The sequence below is a fragment of the Streptomyces sp. PKA51 genome (assembly GCF_057552455.1).
In genome coordinates this window covers 334,673-356,802 of record NZ_BAAJPZ010000005.1, presented here as the reverse complement: position 1 = coordinate 356,802, position 22,130 = coordinate 334,673, and the positions used below count along the sequence as shown (strand labels likewise).

The following is a 22,130-nucleotide window of genomic DNA, read 5'->3' as shown; positions in this document are numbered from 1 at the left end:
ATGCGCCTGAACCGGATCCTGCTCTCGACCGTGCTCGTCGTGGTGGCCCTGGTCCTCCAGGTGAGCGTCTTCGCCCGGCTCCACCTGCCCGGCGCCGTCCCGGACCTGATGCTCCTGGTGGTCGTCGGACTCGGCCTGGTCTACGGCCACACCGCGGGCTGCCTCATCGGCTTCGGTGCCGGCCTGCTCGCCGACCTCGCCCCGCCCGCCGACCACGCCACCGGCCGCTACGCGCTCGTCCTGTGCGTCATCGGCTACCTCGTGGGCCTTGCGAAGCCCGAGACCGGCCGGGTGCGCTCGGCCACCGTGCCCATGGTCGCCGTGGTGGGCGCGGCCGTGCTCTCCACCCTGCTGTACGCGGGCGTGGGCTCGCTCGTCGGCGACACCGCGGCCCGGCACGTGGGGCTGAGCGGGCTGGTGCTCACTGCCGCCGCGTACGACCTGCTGCTGGCGCCGTTCACCGTCCCGCTGGTCATGGCGCTGGCCCGGCAGACCGCCGGCGACCCGCTCACCGGCGACGGCACGCCCGTGGCGGCCGCGAGCGAGAACACCTACCGGCGCCGCTCGGCGGGCACCTTCCGCATCGGCCGCACCCGCCGCTCCCGGCTCGGCGGCCGCCGCGGCCTGATGGGCACGCAGCGCAGCGGGCTGCTCGCGGGACAGGGGAGGAAGCAGAAGATCAAGGGGGTGCGGCGGCTTTGAGGAACCTTCGCGAAGCGGGCCGGAGGGTGACCATCCGGCTGGTCGTCATCCAGGTCCTGGTCTTCTCGCTGCTGCTCACCCTCGCCGGCCGGCTGTGGTACCTGCAGATCCGCAACGGCGACCAGTACACCGCCGAGGCGGCCAGCAACCACATCCAGCAGGTCGTCGCCCCCGCCACCCGCGGCTCGATCCTCGACGCCCGCGGCGTGCCGCTCGCCGACAACGAGACCCGGCTGGTGGTCTCGGCCAACCGCACCGACCTGATGCGGATGAAGGACAAGGGCAAGGGCGTGCTCACCCGCCTCGCCGGCGTCCTGGGCCTCAAGCCCGAGGACGTCGCCGCCAAGGTGCGGCTGTGCGACGCGAAGACCCCCAAGCCCTGCTGGGCGGGCTCGCCCTACCAGCCGATCCCCATCACCGACGAGGCCACCACCCAGCAGGCGCTGCAGATCCGCGAGCGCCAGGAGGACTTCCCCGGCATCACCGCCGAGCCCACCGCCGTACGCCGCTACCCCGGGCCCGGCGGCTCCAACACCGCGCAGGTCCTCGGCTACCTCTCGCCCGTCACGGACGAGGAGATCACCAAGGCCAAGAAGAGCCGCTCCCCGTTGCTGCGCTCCGACCAGGTCGGCCGCAGCGGCCTGGAGCGGCAGTACGACACGGCGCTGCGCGGCAAGGCCGGCGTGACCCGCTACGAGGTCGACAATCTCGGCCGCGTCATCGGCAAGGCCAGGAGCGACAAGGCGCAGCCCGGCTCCAACATCGTCACCAGCATCGACGCCCGGGTGCAGGCCATAGCGGAACGCGAGCTCGACCAGGCGATGAAGGACGCCCGCAAGGAGGTCGACCGCAACACCGGCACCACCTACAAGGCCGATGCCGGTGCCGTGGTGGTGATGGAGTCGAAGACCGGGCGCGTCGTCGCCATGGCCTCCAACCCCACCTACGACCCCAACGCCTGGGTCGGCGGGATCTCCGCCAAGGACTACAAGGCCCTCACCGGCGAGGACTCCGGCTTCCCGCTGCTCAACCGCGCCATCCAGGGCCAGGCCGCCCCCGGCTCCATCTTCAAGGTCATCAGCACCACGGCCGCCGTCAACGCCGGCTACTCCTTCACCGACCACTACAACTGCTCCAGCGCGTACAGCATCGGCAGCCAGGTCTTCAAGAACTTCGAGTCCAAGGGCTACGGCCCCATCGACCTCGGCCAGGCGCTGGAGGTCTCCTGCGACACCGTCTTCTACGACCTGGCCTACCGCCAGTGGCAGAAGGACGGCGGCAACAACCCCAAGCATCCGGCCGACTGGTTCTACAAGACCGCCCACCAGTTCGGCCTCGGCAAGGAGACCGGCATCGACCTGCCCAACGAGGTGCGCGGCCGCGTTCCCGACCGGGAGTGGAAGAAGCGCTACTGGGAGGCCAACAAGGACGCCTGGTGCAAGCAGGGCAACGACGAGAGCTACGCCGGGAAGATCGCCCAGGAGAACTGCGTCTCCGGCATGCGCATGCGCGCCGGTGACTCGGTCAACTACTCCATCGGCCAGGGCGACACCCTCGTCACCCCCATCCAGATGGCCACCATCTATGCGGCCATCGCCAACGGCGGCACCCTGTACAACCCCACCATCGGCAAGGCGGTCATCAGCCCCGACGGCAGGAGCGTGAAGGAGATCCCGCCCACCGCCCACGGGAAGCTGCCCTTCGACGGCAGGCTGCGCGACCAGCTCGACGCAGCCCTCGCCGGCGTCGCCACCCGCGGCACCGCGGCCTGGCGGTTCGAGGGCTGGCCGCAGAAGCAGATCGCCATGCACGCCAAGACCGGCACCGCCGAGGTCTACGGCAAGCAGACCACCTCGTGGTTCGCCACCTACACCGACGACTACACGGTCGTGATGACGATCTCCCAGGGCGGCACCGGCTCCGGCGCCTCCGGCCCGGCCGTGCGCAAGATCTACAACGCGCTGTACGGCGTCGACGAGCAGGGGAAGATCGACGAGAAGAAGGCCCTGCTGCCGCACCCGGAGACCAAGCTGCCGAAGATCGACAAAGACGGCACCATCGAGGCCCAGCCCATGCCCTCGCCCAGCCCGTCCGCCTCCGACTCCGCCTCGCCCTCGGCCTCCCCTTCCGGCGGTGCGCCGTCCGACCCGGCGGAGCCCTCGCCCGAGGCCCCCGGCCGCAGGGAGGACACCCTCCGATGAGCACCACCGAGGGCTACCGCGTCCGCCGCTTCAGCCCCGAGCGCGGCACCTGGTCGCGGCTGACCGCGCGCGACTCCGTCGTACGCCGCCTGGACTGGGTGATGCTGCTCGCCGCCCTGGCGCTGTCCGGCATCGGCACCCTGCTCGTGTACTCCGCCACCCGCAACCGCACCGAGCTCAACCAGGGCGACCCGTACTACTTCCTGCTGCGCAACGTCCTCAACACCGGCATAGGGCTCGCCCTCGCCGTCGGCGCGGTCTGGCTCGGCCATCGCTCGCTGCGCGGCGCCGTGCCGATCCTCTACGGCGTCTCCGTGCTGTTCACCCTGGCCGTGCTGACCCCGCTCGGCGCCACCATCAACGGCGCCCGCTCCTGGATCCAGCTCGGCGGCGGCTTCTCCATCCAGCCCTCCGAGTTCACCAAGATCACCATCACGCTGGGCATGGCCATGCTGCTCGCCGGCAAGGTCGACGGCGGCGAACGCCGCCACCCCGACCACCGCACCGTCGTCCAGGCCCTGGGCCTGGCCGGCCTGCCCATCGCCGTCATCCTGCTCATGCCCGACCTCGGCTCCGTGATGGTGCTCGTGGTCATCGTCCTGGCCGTCCTGCTCGCCTCCGGCGCCTCCAACCGCTGGATCGCCGGCCTGCTCGGCGCCGGCGTCATCGGCTGCGTCCTCGTCTGGCAGCTCGGCGTCCTCGACGAGTACCAGATCAACCGCTTCGCCGCCTTCGCCAACCCCGCCCTCGACCCCTCCGGCGTCGGCTACAACACCAACCAGGCCCGCATCGCCATCGGCTCCGGCGGCCTCACGGGCTCCGGCCTCTTCCACGGCTCCCAGACCACCGGCCAGTTCGTCCCCGAACAGCAGACCGACTTCATCTTCACCGTCGCCGGCGAGGAACTCGGGTTCCTCGGCGCCGGCACCATCATCTTCCTGCTCGGCGTCGTCCTCTGGCGCGCCTGCCGGATCGCCCGCGAGACCACCGAGCTCTACGGCACCATCGTGGCCGCCGGAATCATCGCCTGGTTCGCCTTCCAGAGCTTCGAGAACATCGGCATGACCCTCGGCATCATGCCCGTCACCGGCCTGCCCCTGCCCTTCGTCTCCTACGGCGGCTCCTCCATGTTCGCCGCGTGGATAGCGGTCGGTCTCCTGCAGTCCATCAAGGCGCAGCGGCCGGTGTCCGCCTGAGTCTGCCCACGGCGGCGTTCGCGCACTAGATTCGGCGTCATGGCGGACACCGTGCGAGAGATCGAGCGGAAGTACGAAGCCGAGGACGGCGCCGGCGAGGTGCGATGGCCCGACCTGAGCGGCGCCGGGCCCATCGCCTCGGTGGCCCGGCAGGACGCGGTCGAACTCGACGCCGTCTACTACGACACCGGCGACCTGCGCCTGGCCGCGGCCGGCATCACCCTGCGCCGCCGCACCGGCGGCACCGACGCGGGCTGGCACCTCAAGCTGCCGGTGGCCCCCGGCGTGCGGGACGAGATCCGCGCCCCGCTCGGCGAGCGGGTCCCCGCCCGGCTGGCGGGGCTCGTCCGCTCCCGTACGCGCGAGGAAGCGCTGCTGCCCCTGGTACGCCTCGTCACGCGCCGCGAGGTGCAGCACCTGCTCGCCGCGGACGGCACGCTGCTGGCCGAGGCCAGTAGGGATGCGGTCACCGCCGAGCGGTCGGACGGCGACCGGCAACCCGTGCACTGGACCGAGGTCGAGGTCGAACTCGCCCCGGGCGGCGACGCAGCCCTCCTCGACACCCTCGAACCCCACCTGCGCACCGCCGGACTGCGGCCCTCCCCGGCCCCCAGCAAGCTCGCCCGCGCCCTGGACGGCCTGGGCCTCGCCCACCCCGCCCCGCAGCCCGCCGCCGAACCGGCCACGGCCGGCGAACACCTCCTCGCCTACCTGCGCGAACACGCCGAAACCCTTCTCGCCCTCGACCCGGGCGCACGACTGGGCACCCAGGACGCCGTCCACCAGATGCGGGTGGCCACCCGGCGGCTGCGCAGCGCCTTCCGCAGCTACGGCAGGATCCTCGACCGGCGCGCGACCGATCCGCTCGGCGAGGAACTCGGATGGCTCGCCGCCCGGCTCGGCGTCGACCGCGACCGTGAGGTCCTCGTGGAACGCCTGCGCGATGCGCTGGACGACGTGCCGCGGCCGCTGGTGCGCGGACCGGTACGGGCCCGGCTGCGCATCTGGGCCACCCGCAACCGGGCCGAAACGCGGCGGCAGGTGGCCGCCGTCCTCGACGGCAAGCGCTACCTCGCCCTGCTCCGGGCCCTCGACGCCCTCCTCGCCGACCCGCCCCTGCGGCCCGCCGCGGGGCGGCCCGCGCAGCCGGTGCTCACCAAGGCCCTGCGGCGCGACCACGCGCGCCTCGCGGCACGCGTCGACCGCGCCCTGGCCACGGAACCGGGCCGGGCCCGGGACCTCGCCCTGCACGAGGCCCGCAAGGCCGCCAAACGCGCCCGCTACGCGGCGGAGGCGGCGACGCCGGCCCTGGGCAAGCAGGCCAAGCGCTTCGCGCGGGACGTCAAGGCGGTGCAGACGGTGCTGGGCGACCACCAGGACAGCGTCCTGACCCGCACGGCGCTGCAGACGATCGCCTCCCAGGCGGCGGTGGCGGGGGAGGCGACGTTCACGTACGGGCTGCTGTACGGCAGGGAGGAACGCCGGGCGGCGGACGACGAACGGGAGCTGGCGCAGGTGTGGGCCCGGGTGCGGCCCCTGGGGTGACCCCCGGGAAGCGGTCGAGGGCGGGGCCGGGGGGAAGATCACCCCGCCGGCACCGCGACGCGGCACGTTACTCTTGAGGGTCACCCCTGTCAGCTCACGAAGGTCCAGCGATGTCTGTCGAGTCGGTTTTCCCGCAGCTCGAAGCCCTGCTCCCGCATGTGCAGAAGCCGATCCAGTACGTAGGCGGCGAGCTCAACTCCACCGTCAAGCCGTGGCACGAGTGCGACGTCCGCTGGGCCCTGATGTACCCGGACGCGTACGAGGTCGGTCTGCCCAACCAGGGCGTCATGATCCTCTACGAGGTCCTCAACGAGCAGGAGGGCGTGCTCGCCGAGCGCACCTACAGCGTGTGGCCGGACCTCGAAGCGCTGATGCGCGAGCACGACGTGCCGCAGTTCACGGTGGACTCGCACCGCCCGGTCGGCGCGTTCGACGTGTTCGGCCTGAGCTTCTCCACCGAGCTGGGCTACACCAACATGCTCACGGCGCTGGAGCTCGGCGGCATCCCGCTGGAGGCCAAGGACCGCACGATCGACCACCCGGTCGTCGTGGCGGGCGGCCACGCCGCGTTCAACCCCGAGCCGATCGCGGACTTCATCGACTGCGCCGTCATCGGCGACGGCGAGCAGGCCGTCCTGGAGATCACGAAGATCATCCGGGAGTGGAAGGCCGAGGGCCGTCCCGGCGGCCGCGACGAGCTGCTGCTGCGCCTGGCGAAGACCGGCGGCGTGTACGTGCCGCGCTTCTACGACGTGGAGTACCTGCCCGACGGCCGCATCGCGCGCGTCGTGCCCAACCGCTCCGGCGTGCCGTGGCGCGTGTCCAAGCACACCGTGATGGACCTCGACGAGTGGCCGTACCCGAAGCAGCCGCTGGTGCCGCTGGCCGAGACCGTGCACGAGCGGATGTCCGTGGAGATCTTCCGCGGCTGCACCCGCGGCTGCCGCTTCTGCCAGGCCGGCATGATCACTCGCCCGGTGCGCGAGCGCAGCATCACCGGCATCGGCGAGATGGTGGAGAAGGGCCTGAAGGCGACCGGCTTCGAGGAGGTCGGCCTGCTGTCGCTGTCCTCGGCCGACCACACCGAGATCGGTGAGGTCGCCAAGGGCCTGGCCGACCGGTACGAGGAGGACAAGATCGGTCTCTCCCTGCCGTCGACCCGCGTGGACGCCTTCAACGTCGACCTCGCCAACGAGCTCACGCGCAACGGCCGCCGTTCCGGTCTGACCTTCGCCCCCGAGGGCGGCTCCGAGCGCATGCGCAAGGTCATCAACAAGATGGTCTCGGAGGAGGACCTGATCCGCACCGTCGCCACCGCGTACGGCAACGGCTGGCGTCAGGTGAAGCTGTACTTCATGTGCGGCCTGCCCACCGAGACCGACGAGGACGTGCTGCAGATCGCGGACATGGCGATGAACGTCATCGCCAAGGGCCGCGAGGTCTCGAAGTCCAACGACATCCGCTGCACCGTCTCCATCGGCGGCTTCGTGCCCAAGCCGCACACGCCGTTCCAGTGGGCGCCGCAGCTGTCCGCCGAGGAGACCGACGCGCGCCTGGAGAAGCTGCGCGACAAGATCCGCGGCGACAAGAAGTACGGCCGCTCGATCGGCTTCCGCTACCACGACGGCAAGCCCGGCATCATCGAGGGCCTGCTCTCGCGCGGCGACCGCCGCGTGGGCGCCGTGATCCGCGCCGTGTACGAGGACGGCGGCCGCTTCGACGGCTGGCGCGAGCACTTCAGCTACGACCGCTGGATGAAGTGCGCCGAGGCGACGCTGCCCACCATGGGCGTCGACGTCGACTGGTACACCACGCGCGAGCGCACCTACGAGGAGGTCCTGCCCTGGGACCACCTGGACTCCGGTCTGGACAAGGACTGGCTCTGGGAGGACTGGCAGGACGCCCTCGACGAGACCGAGGTCGAGGACTGCCGCTGGACGCCCTGCTTCGACTGCGGCGTGTGCCCGGCGATGCAGACCGAGATCCAGATCGGCCCGACCGGCAAGAAGCTCCTGCCGCTCTCGGTCGTCAAGTAGCAAATGGTTCGGGCGAGGGTCCTGCCGGGTCGGCGGGGCCCTCGCTGCACGTACTCTAGGTAGCAGTACGACCGCACTCACGAAGGACGAAGAACACTGGGCAAGCGACAGCCCGAAGGCCCGCCGCCGGCACCCGTGGTGCAGCGCATCCGCCTGCGCTACACCAAGCGCGGCCGCCTGAGGTTCACCAGCCACCGCGATTTCCAGCGCGCCTTCGAGCGGGCATTGCGCCGTGCCGAGGTGCCCATGGCCTACTCGGCCGGCTTCACCCCGCACCCCAAGGTGTCGTACGCGAACGCCGCGCCGACCGGTACGGCCAGCGAGGCCGAGTACCTGGAGATCCAGCTCGCCGCGCCCCGCGAGCCGGCGCTGCTGCGCACGCTGCTCGACGACTCGCTGCCCGACGGGCTCGACGTCGTCGACGCCGTGGAGGCGCACACCTCCTCCTTCGCCGACCGGCTGCAGGCCTCCGTGTGGGAGCTGCGGCTCGACGGCGTGGACGTCGCGGACGCCGAGCGCGCCGTGGCGGCGTTCCTCGCCGCGGACGCGGTGGAGGTGCAGCGCCGCACCAAGAACGGCATGCGCACCTTCGACGCACGGGGCGCCGTGTGCCGACTCGAGGCCCTCGACGCTCCGGCCGATAGGCCGGGCAACGGTGCCTGTGCGATACTGCGGCTGGTAGTTCGGCATGCGACACCTGCCGTACGACCCGACGACGTCCTGTCCGGTCTCCGCGCTGTGGCCGACCTGGCGCCGCCGGTCCCCGCTGCGGTGACCAGGCTGGCGCAGGGGCTGCTCGATGAGGAGTCCGGCACGGTGACCGATCCGCTCGCGCCCGACCGCGACGCCGCCCCGGCCGCTGCACCCACGGCCGCCGGGCCGGGAGCCGCGTAGCAGGTGCCGGAAGGTTCCCTTGAGGACGGCCGCCGACGCGCCGCCGCGCCACCAGGGAGCCACCCGGTCCGGCAGGCGCACTGACCTGGAGACTTTCGCCGGTGCCGTCGAGAAACGGACCCGGCGAGTGAGACGACAGCTCCCGTGCGGCGACCGCGCCCCGGACTGCGGTACCGCGCTCATCACGCGGCGCGGCGGCCGGAGAACGGCGCGGCGCCCGGGAGCGTGACGGGAGAACCGCCCGCATGCTCGATTCCACTGAGCCCATGGGGCCGGAGGGCGCACACAGCGCCGCCGGCAACAACGACAACAGCCCCAGCGACACGCTGCCGCCGAGGCGCCGCCGCCGTGCGGCGTCCCGCCCGGCCGGCCCGCCGACCGGGGCCGCCGCCGAGCCGGTCACCGGTTCGGCCCCCGAGGCCGCCGCCGAGCCGGCCGCCGCGGAAACCCCTGCGCGGCCCCGCCGCCGCGTGACCCGCAAGACCGCCGCCGCCGCCGAGGCGCCGGCCCAGGCCGAGCCGACCGAGGCCGCCGCGGAAGAGGCGGCGCCCGCCGCCCGTACGCCGCGCCGTCGCGCCACCCGCAAGACGGCCGCACCGGCCGCCGAGCCGCAGGCCGCCGAGGCCCCCGAGGCCGCCGCCGAGGAGGCGCCCGCCGAGGCCGCCCGTACGCCGCGCCGCCGGGCCACCCGCAAGGCCGCCGAGCCGGCCGTGACCGCCGAGGCCGCCCCCGAGCAGCCCGCCGCCCGGACGCGCCGCCGCGCCACGCGCGCCGCCGAGGCCCCCGAGACCACTCCGGAGCTCGCCGAGGCCGCCTTGGAGGGCGCCCCCGAGGAGACCGCGGAGGCCGCCGCTCCGGCACGCCGCCGTCGCCGGGTCACCCGCGAGGTGACCACCCCGGCAGCCCCCGAGGCGACCGCGCCCACCGAGGCCGCCGTCATCGAGGAGCCGGAGGAGACCGAAGAGGCCGAGGAGGCCGCCGAGGAGGCTGTCGTCGAGGCCGCCGAGGCCCCGGCTGCCGCTGCCCCCGCCCGTCGCCGTCGTCGTGCGACGCGTGAGGTGTCCGCGCCGGTGGGTGCCGCGCAGGAGACCGAGACGGTCGTGGCTGCCGCCGAGACCGCCGCCGCGCCGGCCGAGGAGGCCGTCGTCGAGGCCCCGGCTGCCGCTGCCCCCGCCCGCCGTCGTCGTCGTGCGACGCGTGAGGTGTCCGCGCCGGTGGGTGCCGCGCAGGAGACCGGGACCGTCGTGGCTGCCGCCGAGGCCGCCGCCGCGCCGGCCGAGGAGACCGCCGAGGCTCCGGCTGCTGCCGCCCCTGCCCGTCGCCGTCGTCGTGCGACGCGTGAGGTTGCTGCGCCGGAGGCTGTTGCCGAGACGGTCGAGGAGGCTGTCGAGGCCCCTGCTGCCCCTGCCCGTCGCCGTCGTCGTGCGATGCGTGAGGTTGCTGCGCCGGAGGCTGTTGCCGAGACGGTCGAGGAGGCCGCTGAGGAGGCCGCCGAGGCGCCTGCCGCTGCCCCTGCCCGCCGTCGTCGTCGTGCGACCCGTGAGGTTGCCGCCCCCGAGGCCGTCGCCGAGGAGCGCGAGGAGGCCACCGAGGCCGCGCCCGCCGGGCGTGCCCGCCGCCGGGCCACCCGCCGCGCCGCGGCGCCGGTCGGCGAGCCGCTGGCCGCACCGGTGCTGGCCGAGGAGAGCGCGGCGATCGCCGAGGCCGCCGAGGTCGTCGAGCGCGGTGCCCAGGAGGCGCCCGGACGCCGCCGTGCCGCGAAGCCGCCGACGGCGGTCTTCCAGGCCCCGGTGTTCACCGAGCCGATGTTCCAGACGCCGGAGACCGCTGCCGCCGCCGCTGCCGCGGCCGCCGCCGAGGAGCGGCAGGTCGAGGTGGAGGCCGAGGAGGAGCCGGCCGAGCGCCCGTCGCGCCGTCGTCGCCGGCGCCGTGGCGAGCCCGCCGAGGTCGCCGAGCCGGTCGTGACCGAGGCCGAGGAGGCCGCCGAGGAGGAGGCTGCCGAGGCCGAGGCCGCGGAGGAGGACGAGGAGCGCGAGGAGGGCGAGCGCCCGTCGCGCCGTCGCCGCCGGGGCGGTCGTCGCCGGCGCCGTGGCGAGGCCGCCGACGCCGAGGGTGCCGAGGAGGACGTGACGGCCGAGGAGGCCGCCGCGGAGGAGGAGCCCGAGGCCGGCGAGGAAGAGGGCGAGGAGGCCGAGGAGGGCGTCTCGTCGTCCGCCGGCAGCCGTCGCCGCCGTCGCCGTCGCCGCCGCAGCGGTGAGGCGATCGAGGCCGAGCCGGGTGCGGACGAGCCGGAGCGCACGGTCGTCAAGGTCCGTGAGCCGCGCGCCTCGCGCCTGGAGGGTGGCACCGGTTTCGACGAGGTGCAGTCCATCAAGGGCTCGACCCGCATGGAGGCGAAGAAGCAGCGCCGCCGCGAGGGCCGTGAGCAGGGCCGCCGCCGGGTGCCGATCATCACCGAGGCGGAGTTCCTGGCGCGCCGCGAGGCCGTCGAGCGGGTGATGGTCGTGCGTCAGCAGGGCGACCGCACCCAGATCGGCGTGCTGGAGGACAACGTCCTCGTCGAGCACTTCGTGAACAAGGAGCAGGCCACCAGCTACGTCGGCAACGTCTACCTGGGCAAGGTCCAGAACGTGCTGCCGTCGATGGAGGCCGCCTTCGTCGACATCGGCAAGGGCCGCAACGCCGTCCTGTACGCGGGCGAGGTCAACTTCGAGGCGCTCGGCATGGCCAACGGCCCGCGCCGCATCGAGACCGCGCTGAAGTCCGGCCAGTCCGTGCTCGTCCAGGTCACCAAGGACCCGATCGGCCACAAGGGCGCCCGCCTGACCAGCCAGGTCTCGCTGCCCGGCCGCTACCTGGTCTACGTGCCCGAGGGCTCGATGACCGGCATCAGCCGCAAGCTGCCCGACACCGAGCGGGCGCGGCTGAAGCAGATCCTCAAGAAGATCGTCCCCGAGGACGCGGGCGTCATCGTGCGCACCGCCGCGGAGGGTGCGAGCGAGGACGAGCTGCGCCGTGACGTCGAGCGGCTGCAGGCGCAGTGGGAGGACATCCAGAAGAAGGCCAAGCAGATCTCGACCAGCGTGCCGAGCCTGCTGTACGGCGAGCCGGACATGACCGTCCGCGTCGTGCGCGACATCTTCAACGAGGACTTCTCCAAGGTCATCGTCAGCGGTGACGAGGCGTGGCAGACCATCCACGGCTACGTCTCGCACGTCGCGCCCGACCTGGCGGACCGGCTGCAGAAGTGGACGTCGGAGGTCGACGTCTTCGCCACGTACCGGATCGACGAGCAGCTGGCCAAGGCGCTGGACCGCAAGGTCTGGCTGCCCAGCGGCGGTTCGCTGGTGATCGACCGGACCGAGGCGATGGTCGTCATCGACGTCAACACCGGCAAGTTCACCGGCCAGGGCGGCAACCTGGAGGAGACGGTCACCAGGAACAACCTGGAGGCGGCCGAGGAGATCGTGCGCCAGCTGCGGCTGCGCGACCTCGGCGGCATCATCGTGATCGACTTCATCGACATGGTGCTGGAGTCCAACCGGGACCTGGTGCTGCGGCGCCTGCTGGAGTGCCTGGGCCGGGACCGTACGAAGCACCAGGTCGCCGAGGTCACCTCGCTGGGGCTGGTCCAGATGACCCGCAAGCGGGTGGGCCAGGGCCTGCTGGAGTCCTTCTCCGAGCAGTGCGTGCACTGCAACGGCCGCGGTGTGATCGTCCACATGGACCACGCCATGACCGTCGGCGGTGGCGGTGGCGGCGGTGGCAAGCGTGGCCGCAAGAAGGGCAAGGCGGCGGCCGTCGAGGCCGCTCCCGCGCCGGTCGCCGAGGTTCCGGCCGAGGCGCCGGTCGAGGCCGAGGCCCCCGAGGCCGTGGAGCTGGAGCCGGTCGCGGTGACCGAGGCCGACCTCCAGCCGGAGGTCGCGGCGGACGAGGAGTGGTTCGGCAGCCCCGCCGAGGCCGAGGCGGCCGCGCGCCGCGGCGGCCGTACGCGGCGTCGGGCGACCCGCAAGGTGTCGGCCCCGGCCGGTGCGCCGAAGGCCGCCGAGCCGGCCGAGGTCGTCGTTCCGTCGGCTGTCGTCCCGGCGGCGGAGCCGCAGGCGGCTCCCGAGCCGGTGGCCGAGCCCGCCGAGGCCGTTCGGCCCGTCGAGGCCGAGGAGGCGCCGGCCGCCGAGGCCGCCGCTCCCGCGCGGCCGCGGCGCCGGGCGACCCGTCGGGCGTCCGCTCCGGCGGGTGCGCCGAAGGCGGCCGAGGAGGTCGTGGTCGTGGTGGCCGCACCGGCCGCCGAGGCCGCTGCGGAGCCCGTGGTGATGGCCGAGGCGGACGTCGAGGTGATGACCGCCGAGGCCGCCGAGGCTCCGGAGGCCGTGGAGGCCCCCGAGGCTGCTGCGGAGGCCGTGGAGGCCCCCGAGGCCGCGGAGGAGGCTCCCGCCAAGAAGACGGCCCGTAAGACGGCCGCCAAGAAGGCGCCGGCCAAGAAGACCGCGGCGAAGAAGACCACCACGGCCAAGAAGGCGGCGGCCAAGAAGACGACCACCGCCAAGAAGGCGACGGCCAAGAAGGCGGCCACCAAGACCGCCAAGAAGGCCCCTGCCAAGAAGACGGCGACCAAGAAGGCCGCCGCCGAAGCCGTGGCCGCCGAGTCCTCCACGGAGGGCTGACGGCCGCGGGCTCCCGTACCGCCGGTCCTTCGATTCGGAGGACCTGCGGTACGGGGGCCCGGTTTGACCCCCTGGTCAAGGCCCCGTAACCTTGACCGTCGGTGTCCGTGCGTCCCGTGCGGCACCGAACCCCTGAGCAAACACCTCCCGGCGCTCGTCGGGGGAGGCCGCTCGTCCTTCCGGACTGTCACGGTGCTTCGGCCCGTGCGAGCGGCTGGCGTCAGAGGTCCGTTCCTAGCGAGAGAGAGTTCCGCGTGTACGCGATCGTGCGCACCGGCGGCCGCCAGCAGAAGGTTGCTGTCGGCGACGTCATCGAGGTTGACCGTATTTCCACCAGCAAGGTCGGCGACACCGTCGAGCTCTCCACGCTGCTGGTCGTCGACGGTGACTCCGTCACCAGCGACCCCTGGGTCCTGGCCGGCGTGAAGGTCCAGGCCGAGGTTGTCGACCACCACAAGGGCGACAAGATCCGGATCCAGAAGTACAAGAACAAGACGGGCTACCGGAAGCGGATCGGCCACCGTCAGCTGCACACCGCGCTGAAGATCACCGGCATCGACGCCCCGGCGAAGTAAGGGACTGAGAACACATGGCACACAAGAAGGGCGCATCGTCCACTCGGAACGGTCGCGACTCCAACGCTCAGCGGCTCGGCGTGAAGCGCTTCGGCGGTCAGGTCGTCCTCGCCGGTGAGATCCTGGTCCGCCAGCGCGGCACCCACTTCCACCCGGGCGCCGGCGTCGGTCGCGGTGGCGACGACACGCTGTTCGCGCTGCAGGCCGGTGCGGTGCAGTTCGGCACCCACCGTGGCCGCAAGGTCGTCAACGTCGTTCCGGTCGCCTGATCATCTGATCAAGGCTCCGTAGAGCGACAGCAGAACGACAGTTCGAGGGCGGACCTCCCTTCCCGGCTCGGGAAGCGGGTCCGCCCTCGCTGCGTTACACCAAAGACAATCCCGTACTCCCCCAGCCTCCGGCCGGGGGCACCCCCAGGAGGCACACCGCTATGACCACCTTCGTGGACCGCGTCGAGCTGCATGTCGCCGCGGGTAACGGAGGCCACGGCTGCGCCTCCGTGCATCGCGAGAAGTTCAAGCCGCTCGGCGGCCCCGACGGGGGCAACGGCGGTCGTGGCGGTGATGTGACCCTGGTCGTCGACCAGTCGGTCACCACCCTCCTGGACTACCACCACAGCCCGCACCGCAAGGCCACCAACGGCAAGCCCGGCGAGGGCGGCAACCGCTCCGGCAAGGACGGCACCGACCTGGTGCTGCCCGTCCCGGACGGCACCGTCGTCCTGGACAAGCGCGGCAACGTCCTCGCCGACCTCGTCGGCCAGGGCACCACCTACATCGCCGCCCAGGGCGGCCGCGGCGGCCTCGGCAACGCGGCGCTGGCCTCCGCCCGCCGCAAGGCCCCCGGCTTCGCGCTGCTCGGCGAGCCGGGCGACGCCCAGGACATCGTCCTGGAGCTCAAGACCGTCGCCGACGTGGCGCTGGTCGGCTACCCGAGCGCGGGCAAGTCCTCGCTGATCTCGGTGCTCTCCGCCGCCAAGCCGAAGATCGCCGACTACCCCTTCACCACCCTGGTGCCCAACCTCGGCGTGGTCACGGCCGGCTCGACCGTCTACACCATCGCCGACGTCCCCGGCCTGATCCCCGGCGCCAGCCAGGGCAAGGGCCTGGGCCTGGAGTTCCTGCGGCACGTCGAGCGCTGCTCGGTGCTGGTGCACGTCCTCGACACCGCGACGCTGGAGTCGGAGCGCGACCCGCTGACCGACCTCGACGTCATCGAGGCCGAGCTCAAGGAGTACGGCGGCCTGGAGGACCGGCCCCGCATCGTCGTCCTGAACAAGGTCGACATCCCCGACGGCAAGGACCTCGCCGACATCATCCGCCCCGAGCTGCAGGCCCGTGGCTACCGCATCTTCGAGGTCTCCGCCGTCTCCCGGGTCGGCCTGAAGGAGCTGTCCTTCGCCCTGGCCGAGATCGTGGCCGAGGCCCGCGCCGCCAAGCCCAAGGAGGAGGCGACGCGCATCGTCATCCGGCCGAAGGCCGTCGACGACGCCGGCTTCACCGTCACCCTGGAGGACGACGGCATCTACCGCGTGCGCGGCGAGAAGCCGGAGCGCTGGGTGCGCCAGACCGACTTCAACAACGACGAGGCCGTGGGCTACCTCGCCGACCGCCTCAACCGCCTCGGTGTCGAGGAGGAGCTGATGAAGGCCGGTGCCCGGGCGGGCGACGGCGTGGCGATCGGTTCCGAGGACGACGCGGTCGTCTTCGACTGGGAGCCGTCGATGTCCGCCGGTGCGGAGATGCTGGGCCGCCGCGGTGAGGACCACCGCTTCGAGGCGCCCCGTCCCGCCGCCCAGCGCCGCCGCGAGCGCGAGGCGGAGCGCGACGAGGCCCAGAACGAGTACGAGGGCTTCAACCCGTTCGGGTAAGGGGCACTCTCCTGTGACATGCCGTTGGCCGGACTGCGCGTGCGCAGCCCGGCCAACGGCATTCTCCGGGTGTTCTCAGCCGCCCGGCCGGGAAGCACCCGCGGCCGACGCCAGACGGGGGGCGGGGATCTCGGAGGCCCGGGCCTCCATCCGTACCCGCCGCTCGTCCGCCTTCGCCGCCAGCGCCGTCACCGCCGCCTCGAACCGGACCAGTGACGGCGGGTCCGCCGGACCCAGCAGCTGCACCTTCAGCTCCTGCCGCGCCCCGGCCAGCGCATCCAGCGCGGGGTCGCGGACCGCGGCGAGCAGGTCGGCCACGCCGCGCGCGTCCGGGGTGAGGATCGTCGCCGCGCTCACCGTCGGGTAGTTCGCCCGGAACTCCTCCTCGCCCATGCCGCTGGTGTTCGCCACCGCGTACGGCTTCTCGCTGACGAGGAAGTCCGACACGACGCTCGACACGTCGCTGATCAGCAGGTCGGACCGGTTGAAGCAGCTGAACAGCGCCGGCCGCACGTCGGTGACGACCTGGTGCTCCCACTCCGGCAGCGAGGCCCAGAACGCCTCCTCCCAGGCGGCCGTGGCGGCCTCGACCGCCTCCGCCCGGCCCGGCGGCGGGGTGCTCTGCAGCAGCATGCGCTCCACCTCGTCCGCACTCTCGCGGAAGGCGGCGGTGGTCAGCCGGTCGAGCTCGGCCGTGCGCCGGGCCAGCTCGGCGGCGGCCGCCGGCCCGGGCCGGGGCCCGGAGCGCTCCGCGTTCGCCGCACGGATCATGGCCTGGATGCGCGCGTCGGCCCGCGCGGCCCGCCCGTCCACCGACCCGGTCATCGGGTGCGGCTTGTACAGCAGCCGTACGCCCGGGTCGGCGAGCAGCTCCCGGACGATGTTCTCGCCGGCGAGGACGACCGAGGTGTTGCCAGGGTTGCCGTCCCAGCCCTCCCAGGTGGGCGCGTAGAGCACGGTGACGTACGGCTTGCCGGCCGCCGCGCCCGGTGCGGCGGTGCGGATGGGCGCGAGCTGGGGGCGGCCCACCTCGACGACGTCCTTGTCCTCGACGCCGATGTCCGCGAGCCGGTAGCGCTCGCGGGCGGCGGGGCCGGCGACCCAGACCTCGTCGTACGCCTTGGCGTAGGGATTGCAGCTGGAGAGCTTGTCGCTCTCGCCGTGGTTGATGAAGGCGTGCTTGATGGAGGGCATGCGCAGCACCTGCGAGGTCTTGCCCGAGTTGGCCGGGTGCAGCATCGCCTTCAGCGAGGACTTCTCCAGGGCCATCAGGTGCACGACCTTGGGGATGCACACGACGGGCAGGTCGGTGGCCTCGATCTTCTGCATCATGAAGCGCTCGCGCAGCACGACGATCGGGTTGCCGCCGAGCGCGCCGAGGGTGGAGAGCCACATGTTGGCCTGGTAGGCGGAGGTGGTGCCGCCGGAGAAGTACATGCCGACGGTGGGCCGGTACTCCGCCAGCCACCCGTCCAGCCACTCCAGCGCCTGCCGTTCGCCGGCGACGCGCTTGCCGGGCAGCAGCCAGGTGGCCAGGTACGCGGTGCCGGCCGCGCCGAGCGCGAGCGCGAGGCCGACGCCGGCCAGGGCCCACAGCCCCTCGCCCGTGCCGGCCGTCGCCAGCAGGCCCGCGGTGGCCGGCACGGCGAACCGCAGCAGGCGGCGGCCGTGCTGACGGGCCAGCAGGCGCGGCGGGGCCGGCGAGAGCCCCAGCCCGGAGGCGTCGACGTTGCGGGTGAGGAACGGCAGGGTGCGGCTGCGGCGCACCAGGATCGCCAGGGTCTGGCAGGCCAGGTGGGTGGCGTAGCACAGGGCGAGGGCGAGGAAGACCGGCGCGTAGTCGCGCAGGGAGCCGTTGCCGTGCAGCCGCAGCAGACCGATCAGGAGCAGTATGTCGCGCAGCAGCTGGCGCACCATGACGTCGAAGCGGATCTTGCCGAGCACGGCGATCAGGCCCGGGTCGCGGTGCTGCAGGTACACGTCGAGCGCCAGGCTCGCGGCCGTGGCGCAGATCAGGAGCGCGCTGTGCGGGGCGAGGGCGGCGGCGAGCTGCGCGGCGGAGAGGGCCAGCATCGTGAGCAGCGCCGCGAGCTGCACGGCCCGGCGGGTGGCTGTTCCGGCGGAAGGCACTGGGGAACTCCTGGCAGGAACTTCGAAAGTGAAGGGGAGCCGCCGGCCGCGGGCGACCTGTGACGACTCGACTACCGACCGTAGGACGCCGGCGGTCGGCGCTCAATCTTCCACACCAGCACCGGCCGGATTTCGGAGGCGAACGGCGGCAAATGGGTACGGGGTAGATTTGCCGTTCCGACAGGGCCGGCGGCGGCCACGGCAGCGATGACAGAGGTGTACGTACGTTGACTGGGGAAGGGACGACGCAGGAGGCCCGGCGCGAGGTCGTCGAGGCACGCCGGATCGTGGTCAAGGTGGGGTCGTCCTCTCTCACCACCTCGGGCGGGGGACTGGACGCGGACCGGGTTGACGCCCTCGTCGACGTGCTGGCCAAGACCCTCGGCGGCGCGGGCGCGCGGGACAAGGAGATCGTGCTGGTCTCCTCCGGCGCCATCGCCGCCGGACTGGCCCCGCTGGGCCTGGACCGCCGCCCGCGCGACCTGGCCCGCCAGCAGGCGGCGGCGAGCGTGGGCCAGGGCCTGCTCGTCGCCCGCTACACCGCCTCCTTCGCCCGCTACGGCCGGCGCGTGGGCCAGGTCCTGCTGACGAGCGACGACACCAGCCGGCGCGTGCACTACCGCAACGCCCGCCGGACGCTGGACCAGCTGCTGGCCATGGGCGCCGTCCCCGTCGTCAACGAGAACGACACCGTCGCCACCGACGAGATCCGCTTCGGCGACAACGACCGTCTCGCGGCCCTCGTCGCCCACCTCGTCCGCGCCGACCTGCTCGTGCTGCTCTCCGACGTCGACGGCCTCTACGACGGCGACCCCGGCCTCCCCGGCAGCTCCCGCATCGCCGAGGTGCGCGGCGAGCAGGACCTGCAGGGCGTTTCGCTGGGCAGCGCCGGCAAGGCCGGCGTGGGCACCGGCGGCATGGTCACCAAGGTGGAGGCGGCCCGGATCGCCGCCGCGGCCGGCATCCCGGTGGTGCTCACCTCCGCCAGTCAGGCGGCCGACGCGCTGCGCGGCCACGCCACGGGTACGTACTTCCACCGCACCGGGCGCCGCTCCGCCGACCGCCTGCTCTGGCTCGCCCACGCCTCGACGCCGCGCGGCGCGCTGACCCTGGACGAGGGGGCGGTACGCGCGGTGGTGGAGGGCACCGGGTCGCTGCTGCCCGCCGGAATCGCCTCGGTCGAGGGCGAGTTCAGCGCGGGCGACCCGGTGGAGCTGCGCGACACCGAGGGTCGGGCGGTGGCCCGCGGCCTGGTCACGTACGACGCCGGGGAGATCCCCCGGCTGCTGGGCCGCTCCACCCGCGACCTGGCCCGCGAGCTGGGCCCGGGCTACGAGCGCGAGGTCGTCCACCGCGACGACCTGGTCGTGCTGCCGTAGGGCGGGGAGCCACGCCCGCTTCACGCGGGGCCTTTCCGTAAAACCGCCCCGCGGCCGCCCGTCGGCTGGTCCACTTTGATGTACGGGGCCGCCGTGGACGCGCGCCCCCGTGCACCAGGGCTCCGCCGCCGTTGCGGAGCAGCGAGCAACAGGAGGCCGCCGGTGAGACGAGGGCGCCCGGGAGCGCTGCCCCGAGGGACGGCTGGGCGGGCACTGACCAGCGTCGGCACGACCGCCGGCGGCACGGCCGCGCGGGCCGGGGGCGAGGTGCCGCAGGCCCGCGAGGCCGCACGGCTGTGGCACGTCACCCTCAGCGTCGCGGGCGCCGAGGCCCCCCTGGGGGAGGTGCGCCGGGCGCTGGAGCAGCTCGCCCACGACCATCCCTTCCTGCTGACCAGCCGCTACGCCAACGACCATGCGGAGATCCGCTACTGGGAGGAGGCGCGCGACCTGCACGACGCCGCCGCCGTCGCGCTGCGGCTGTGGGGGGAGCACCGCTCGACCGCCCGGCTGCCGCCGTGGGAGATCGTCGGGTTGGAGGTCGTCGACCGGGAGACGTATCACCAGCGGGTCGCCGAGGGCTACGGCCCGCCGCCCGCCACCCCGGTCGGAGTGCACCCCTTCTGACGCGCTGCTGGCGCCTCTCCGGCGTCCCTCCGGCGTCCCTCTGGCGTCCCTCCGGCGTCTCTCCCGAAAAGCTGCAGGTCGGCGCGGGGATTGCGGCCCCGGCCGGGGCCCGGGGCCGTCCCGCAGTGTGGAACGACGGCCGGTCGGGGCGGGCCCGGGGTTAGGCTGCGGCCATGAGCAGCGTTTTCCCCTCCCCCCTCGCCGACCCCATGCCGCAGTCCCCGGTGCTGCGTGCCGCCTACCGCGCCCGCGCCGCGGCCGCCGACCTGGCGCCACTGCCGCGTGCGGCGAAGGACGAGGCGCTGCTGGCCGTCGCGGACGCCCTGGAGGTGCGCACCCGCGAGATCCTGGAGGCCAACGCCGAGGACGTGGCCAAGGCCCGCGAGGCCGGCACCGCCGAGTCGGTCGTCGACCGGCTGACCCTGACCCCCGAGCGGGTGCGGGCCATCGCCCGGGACGTGCGCGACGTGGCCGCCCTGCCCGACCCGGTGGGCGAGGTCGTGCGCGGCTCCACCCTCCCCAACGGGCTCGACCTGCGCCAGGTGCGGGTGCCGCTGGGCGTGGTCGGCATCATCTACGAGGCCCGGCCCAACGTCACCGTGGACGCCGCGGCGCTGTGCCTGAAGTCGGGCAACGCCGTCCTGCTGCGGGGTTCCTCCTCCGCGTACGCCTCCAACACCGCGCTCGTGCGCGTCATCCGCGACGCGGTGGGCGGGGCCGGCCTGCCGGCCGACGCCGTCCAGCTGGTGCCGGGCGAAAGCCGGGACTCCGTACGCGAGTTGATGCGCGCCCGCGGCATGGTCGACGTCCTCATCCCGCGCGGCGGCGCCTCCCTGATCCGCACCGTCGTGCAGGAGTCCACCGTCCCCGTGATCGAGACCGGCACGGGCAACTGCCACGTGTACGTCGACGCCGAGGCCGACCTCGACATGGCCGTGAAGATCCTGGTCAACTCCAAGGCGAGCCGGGTGAGCGTGTGCAACGCCGCCGAGACGCTGCTGGTCCACCGGGACATCGCCGAGCGCTTCCTGCCGCTCGCGCTGGCCGCGCTCGCCGAGGCGGGCGTGACCGTGCACGGCGACGAGCGGGTGCTGGAGCTGGCCGCCGCGGCCGGCACCGGGGCCACCGTGGTGCCCGCGACGACCGACGACTGGGAGGCGGAGTACCTCTCCTACGACATCGCCGCGGCCGTGGTGGACGACCTGGACGCGGCCGTGCGCCACATCCGGCTGTGGACCTCCGGGCACACCGAGGCCATCGTCACCACCTCGCAGGCCGCCGCCCGCCGCTTCACCCAGCTGGTGGACTCCACGACGGTCGCGGTCAACGCCTCGACGCGGTTCACCGACGGCGGCCAGTTCGGTTTCGGGGCGGAGATCGGCATCTCCACGCAGAAGCTGCACGCGCGCGGGCCGATGGGCCTGCCGGAGCTGACCTCCACCAAGTACATCGTCACCGGCGACGGTCACGTGCGGTAGCGGCAGCCGAATTCCCGTACCGGACGCGCGCTTTGGCCGGTGCGGGTCTACGCTGGACGGGTGCCGGACGACGTGGGGGGCAAGCCGTTCCCGGACGGCGAGGAGCCCGAGAGCCACCGCCACGGAGGCGCGGACGACCCGTTCGCCTCCGTGGTCTTCGACGAGGACTTCGTGCGGGCCGCCGCGATCCACGAGCCCTCGGCGGCCGAGCGGATGCTCGCGGCCGACCGGGCGCGGGCCGGCGGCGGCCCCGCCGACGACGACCCGTACGACGAGGCGCCGCCCGGCCTGGACGGCGCCCTGCCGGGCGGGCTGCGCGCCGTGCGGCCCGGGGAGCTGCCCCTGGCCCACGACCTCGACCCGGACGACGCCTACGGCCCCTACGGGCGCTACGGCCTGACCCGCGGGCCCTACCGCGGGCACGCCCGCTGGCACCGGCCGGTGGCCTGGGTGCTGGCGGTGGTCATGGGCATAGGCGTGGTGGCCCTCGCCTTCGCCGCCGTCTACCGCGGCGCCTCCTCCTCCGGCGGCCGGCAGAGCCCGGCCCCGCCGCCCGCCACCACCGGCGTGGGCGCGGACGCCCCGGTGGGGGAGCGGCAGGGGCCGCTGCCCTCGGTCTCCGCCGACTCCGAGCCGCCGGTCGCCTCGGCGGTGCCCCCGTACCGCTGAGCCCGCCCGCAGATGATCACTTATGGTCGCTCCATGGTGACCTCGTGTTCGCCGGTGACCGACCGCAGGAGCCGTGGCCAGGGCTGGTGTCCCTCGCCCGGCCGCTTGAAATTTCCCCGGAAGTTGTCGCGCAGCAGCGCGTTTACCAGCGGCTCCCCAGACCTACT

General features: G+C 73.4%; 15 protein-coding genes. 14 read left to right on the top strand and 1 reads right to left on the bottom strand.

Going from position 1 to position 22,130, the window contains the following annotated elements; all coding sequences use genetic code 11:
* The 10 genes from mreD (at position 1) to obgE (ending at position 15,680) form a co-directional block, all read left to right on the top strand.
* Entirely contained in the window at positions 1-702 is a 702-nt protein-coding gene (mreD, locus tag AC27L3_RS10990; protein ID WP_487233803.1) for a rod shape-determining protein MreD, read from the top strand.
* Positions 699-2,903 (top strand): penicillin-binding protein 2, encoded by a 2,205-nt coding sequence (gene mrdA, locus AC27L3_RS10985; RefSeq protein ID WP_487233802.1) that lies wholly within the window; start codon positions 699-701, stop codon positions 2,901-2,903. Before mreD ends, mrdA begins: the two co-directional genes overlap by 4 nt.
* Positions 2,900-4,099 (top strand): rod shape-determining protein RodA, encoded by a 1,200-nt coding sequence (gene rodA, locus AC27L3_RS10980; protein ID WP_344434314.1) that lies wholly within the window; start codon positions 2,900-2,902, stop codon positions 4,097-4,099. The genes mrdA and rodA overlap by 4 nt, the downstream gene beginning before the upstream one ends.
* Positions 4,100-4,138: 39 nt before the next feature.
* Positions 4,139-5,644 (top strand): CYTH and CHAD domain-containing protein, encoded by a 1,506-nt coding sequence (locus AC27L3_RS10975; RefSeq protein WP_487233801.1) that lies wholly within the window; start codon positions 4,139-4,141, stop codon positions 5,642-5,644.
* Between the two features lie 110 nt (positions 5,645-5,754).
* Positions 5,755-7,680, top strand: coding sequence for a TIGR03960 family B12-binding radical SAM protein (locus AC27L3_RS10970; protein ID WP_487233800.1), 1,926 nt, complete (start codon positions 5,755-5,757; stop codon positions 7,678-7,680).
* A 138-nt stretch (positions 7,681-7,818) separates the two neighbouring features.
* Positions 7,819-8,574 (top strand): TIGR03936 family radical SAM-associated protein, encoded by a 756-nt coding sequence (locus AC27L3_RS10965; RefSeq protein WP_487233882.1) that lies wholly within the window; start codon positions 7,819-7,821, stop codon positions 8,572-8,574.
* Positions 8,575-8,819: 245 nt separating this feature from the next.
* Positions 8,820-13,235, top strand: coding sequence for an Rne/Rng family ribonuclease (locus AC27L3_RS10960; RefSeq protein ID WP_487233799.1), 4,416 nt, complete (start codon positions 8,820-8,822; stop codon positions 13,233-13,235).
* A gap of 254 nt (positions 13,236-13,489) precedes the next feature.
* Positions 13,490-13,810 (top strand): 50S ribosomal protein L21, encoded by a 321-nt coding sequence (gene rplU / locus AC27L3_RS10955; RefSeq protein WP_344434309.1) that lies wholly within the window; start codon positions 13,490-13,492, stop codon positions 13,808-13,810.
* A gap of 14 nt (positions 13,811-13,824) precedes the next feature.
* Positions 13,825-14,079 (top strand): 50S ribosomal protein L27, encoded by a 255-nt coding sequence (gene rpmA / locus AC27L3_RS10950; RefSeq protein WP_344434308.1) that lies wholly within the window; start codon positions 13,825-13,827, stop codon positions 14,077-14,079.
* Positions 14,080-14,240: 161 nt separating this feature from the next.
* The gene (gene obgE, locus AC27L3_RS10945; protein ID WP_344434307.1) at positions 14,241-15,680 is read left to right on the top strand and encodes a GTPase ObgE; all 1,440 of its coding nucleotides are present in this window, start codon (positions 14,241-14,243) and stop codon (positions 15,678-15,680) included.
* 75 nt (positions 15,681-15,755) lie between these two features.
* Here obgE and AC27L3_RS10940 read toward each other — a convergent pair whose 3' ends face one another.
* On the bottom strand, positions 15,756-17,810 hold the full coding sequence (locus tag AC27L3_RS10940) for a hypothetical protein (RefSeq protein WP_487233798.1): 2,055 nt from the start codon (positions 17,808-17,810) through the stop codon (positions 15,756-15,758).
* Between the two features lie 227 nt (positions 17,811-18,037).
* Here AC27L3_RS10940 and proB point away from each other — a divergent pair, with 227 nt between their 5' ends.
* The 4 genes from proB to AC27L3_RS10920 all read left to right on the top strand — a co-directional run bounded on the left by proB (position 18,038) and on the right by AC27L3_RS10920 (position 21,963).
* Positions 18,038-19,189, top strand: coding sequence for a glutamate 5-kinase (gene proB, locus AC27L3_RS10935; RefSeq protein ID WP_487233797.1), 1,152 nt, complete (start codon positions 18,038-18,040; stop codon positions 19,187-19,189).
* A 162-nt stretch (positions 19,190-19,351) separates the two neighbouring features.
* On the top strand, positions 19,352-19,816 hold the full coding sequence (locus AC27L3_RS10930; protein WP_487233796.1) for a hypothetical protein: 465 nt from the start codon (positions 19,352-19,354) through the stop codon (positions 19,814-19,816).
* 173 nt (positions 19,817-19,989) lie between these two features.
* Positions 19,990-21,294, top strand: a complete 1,305-nt coding sequence (locus AC27L3_RS10925) for a glutamate-5-semialdehyde dehydrogenase (protein ID WP_365969622.1) — start codon at positions 19,990-19,992, stop codon at positions 21,292-21,294.
* A 60-nt stretch (positions 21,295-21,354) separates the two neighbouring features.
* Entirely contained in the window at positions 21,355-21,963 is a 609-nt protein-coding gene (locus AC27L3_RS10920; protein WP_365969621.1) for an SCO2584 family spore wall biosynthesis protein, read from the top strand.
* Positions 21,964-22,130 lie beyond the last annotated feature (167 nt).

What these genes read in the sequence shown, in the direction of transcription:
- mreD (WP_487233803.1), top strand. Translation starts at nt 1, where the DNA reads ATGCGCCTGAACCGGATCCTGCTCTCGACCGTGCTCGTCGTGGTGGCC.
- rodA (WP_344434314.1), top strand. Translation starts at nt 2,900, where the DNA reads ATGAGCACCACCGAGGGCTACCGCGTCCGCCGCTTCAGCCCCGAGCGC.
- AC27L3_RS10975 (WP_487233801.1), top strand. Translation starts at nt 4,139, where the DNA reads ATGGCGGACACCGTGCGAGAGATCGAGCGGAAGTACGAAGCCGAGGAC.
- AC27L3_RS10970 (WP_487233800.1), top strand. Translation starts at nt 5,755, where the DNA reads ATGTCTGTCGAGTCGGTTTTCCCGCAGCTCGAAGCCCTGCTCCCGCAT.
- AC27L3_RS10960 (WP_487233799.1), top strand. Translation starts at nt 8,820, where the DNA reads ATGCTCGATTCCACTGAGCCCATGGGGCCGGAGGGCGCACACAGCGCC.
- rpmA (WP_344434308.1), top strand. Translation starts at nt 13,825, where the DNA reads ATGGCACACAAGAAGGGCGCATCGTCCACTCGGAACGGTCGCGACTCC.
- obgE (WP_344434307.1), top strand. Translation starts at nt 14,241, where the DNA reads ATGACCACCTTCGTGGACCGCGTCGAGCTGCATGTCGCCGCGGGTAAC.
- AC27L3_RS10925 (WP_365969622.1), top strand. Translation starts at nt 19,990, where the DNA reads ATGAGCAGCGTTTTCCCCTCCCCCCTCGCCGACCCCATGCCGCAGTCC.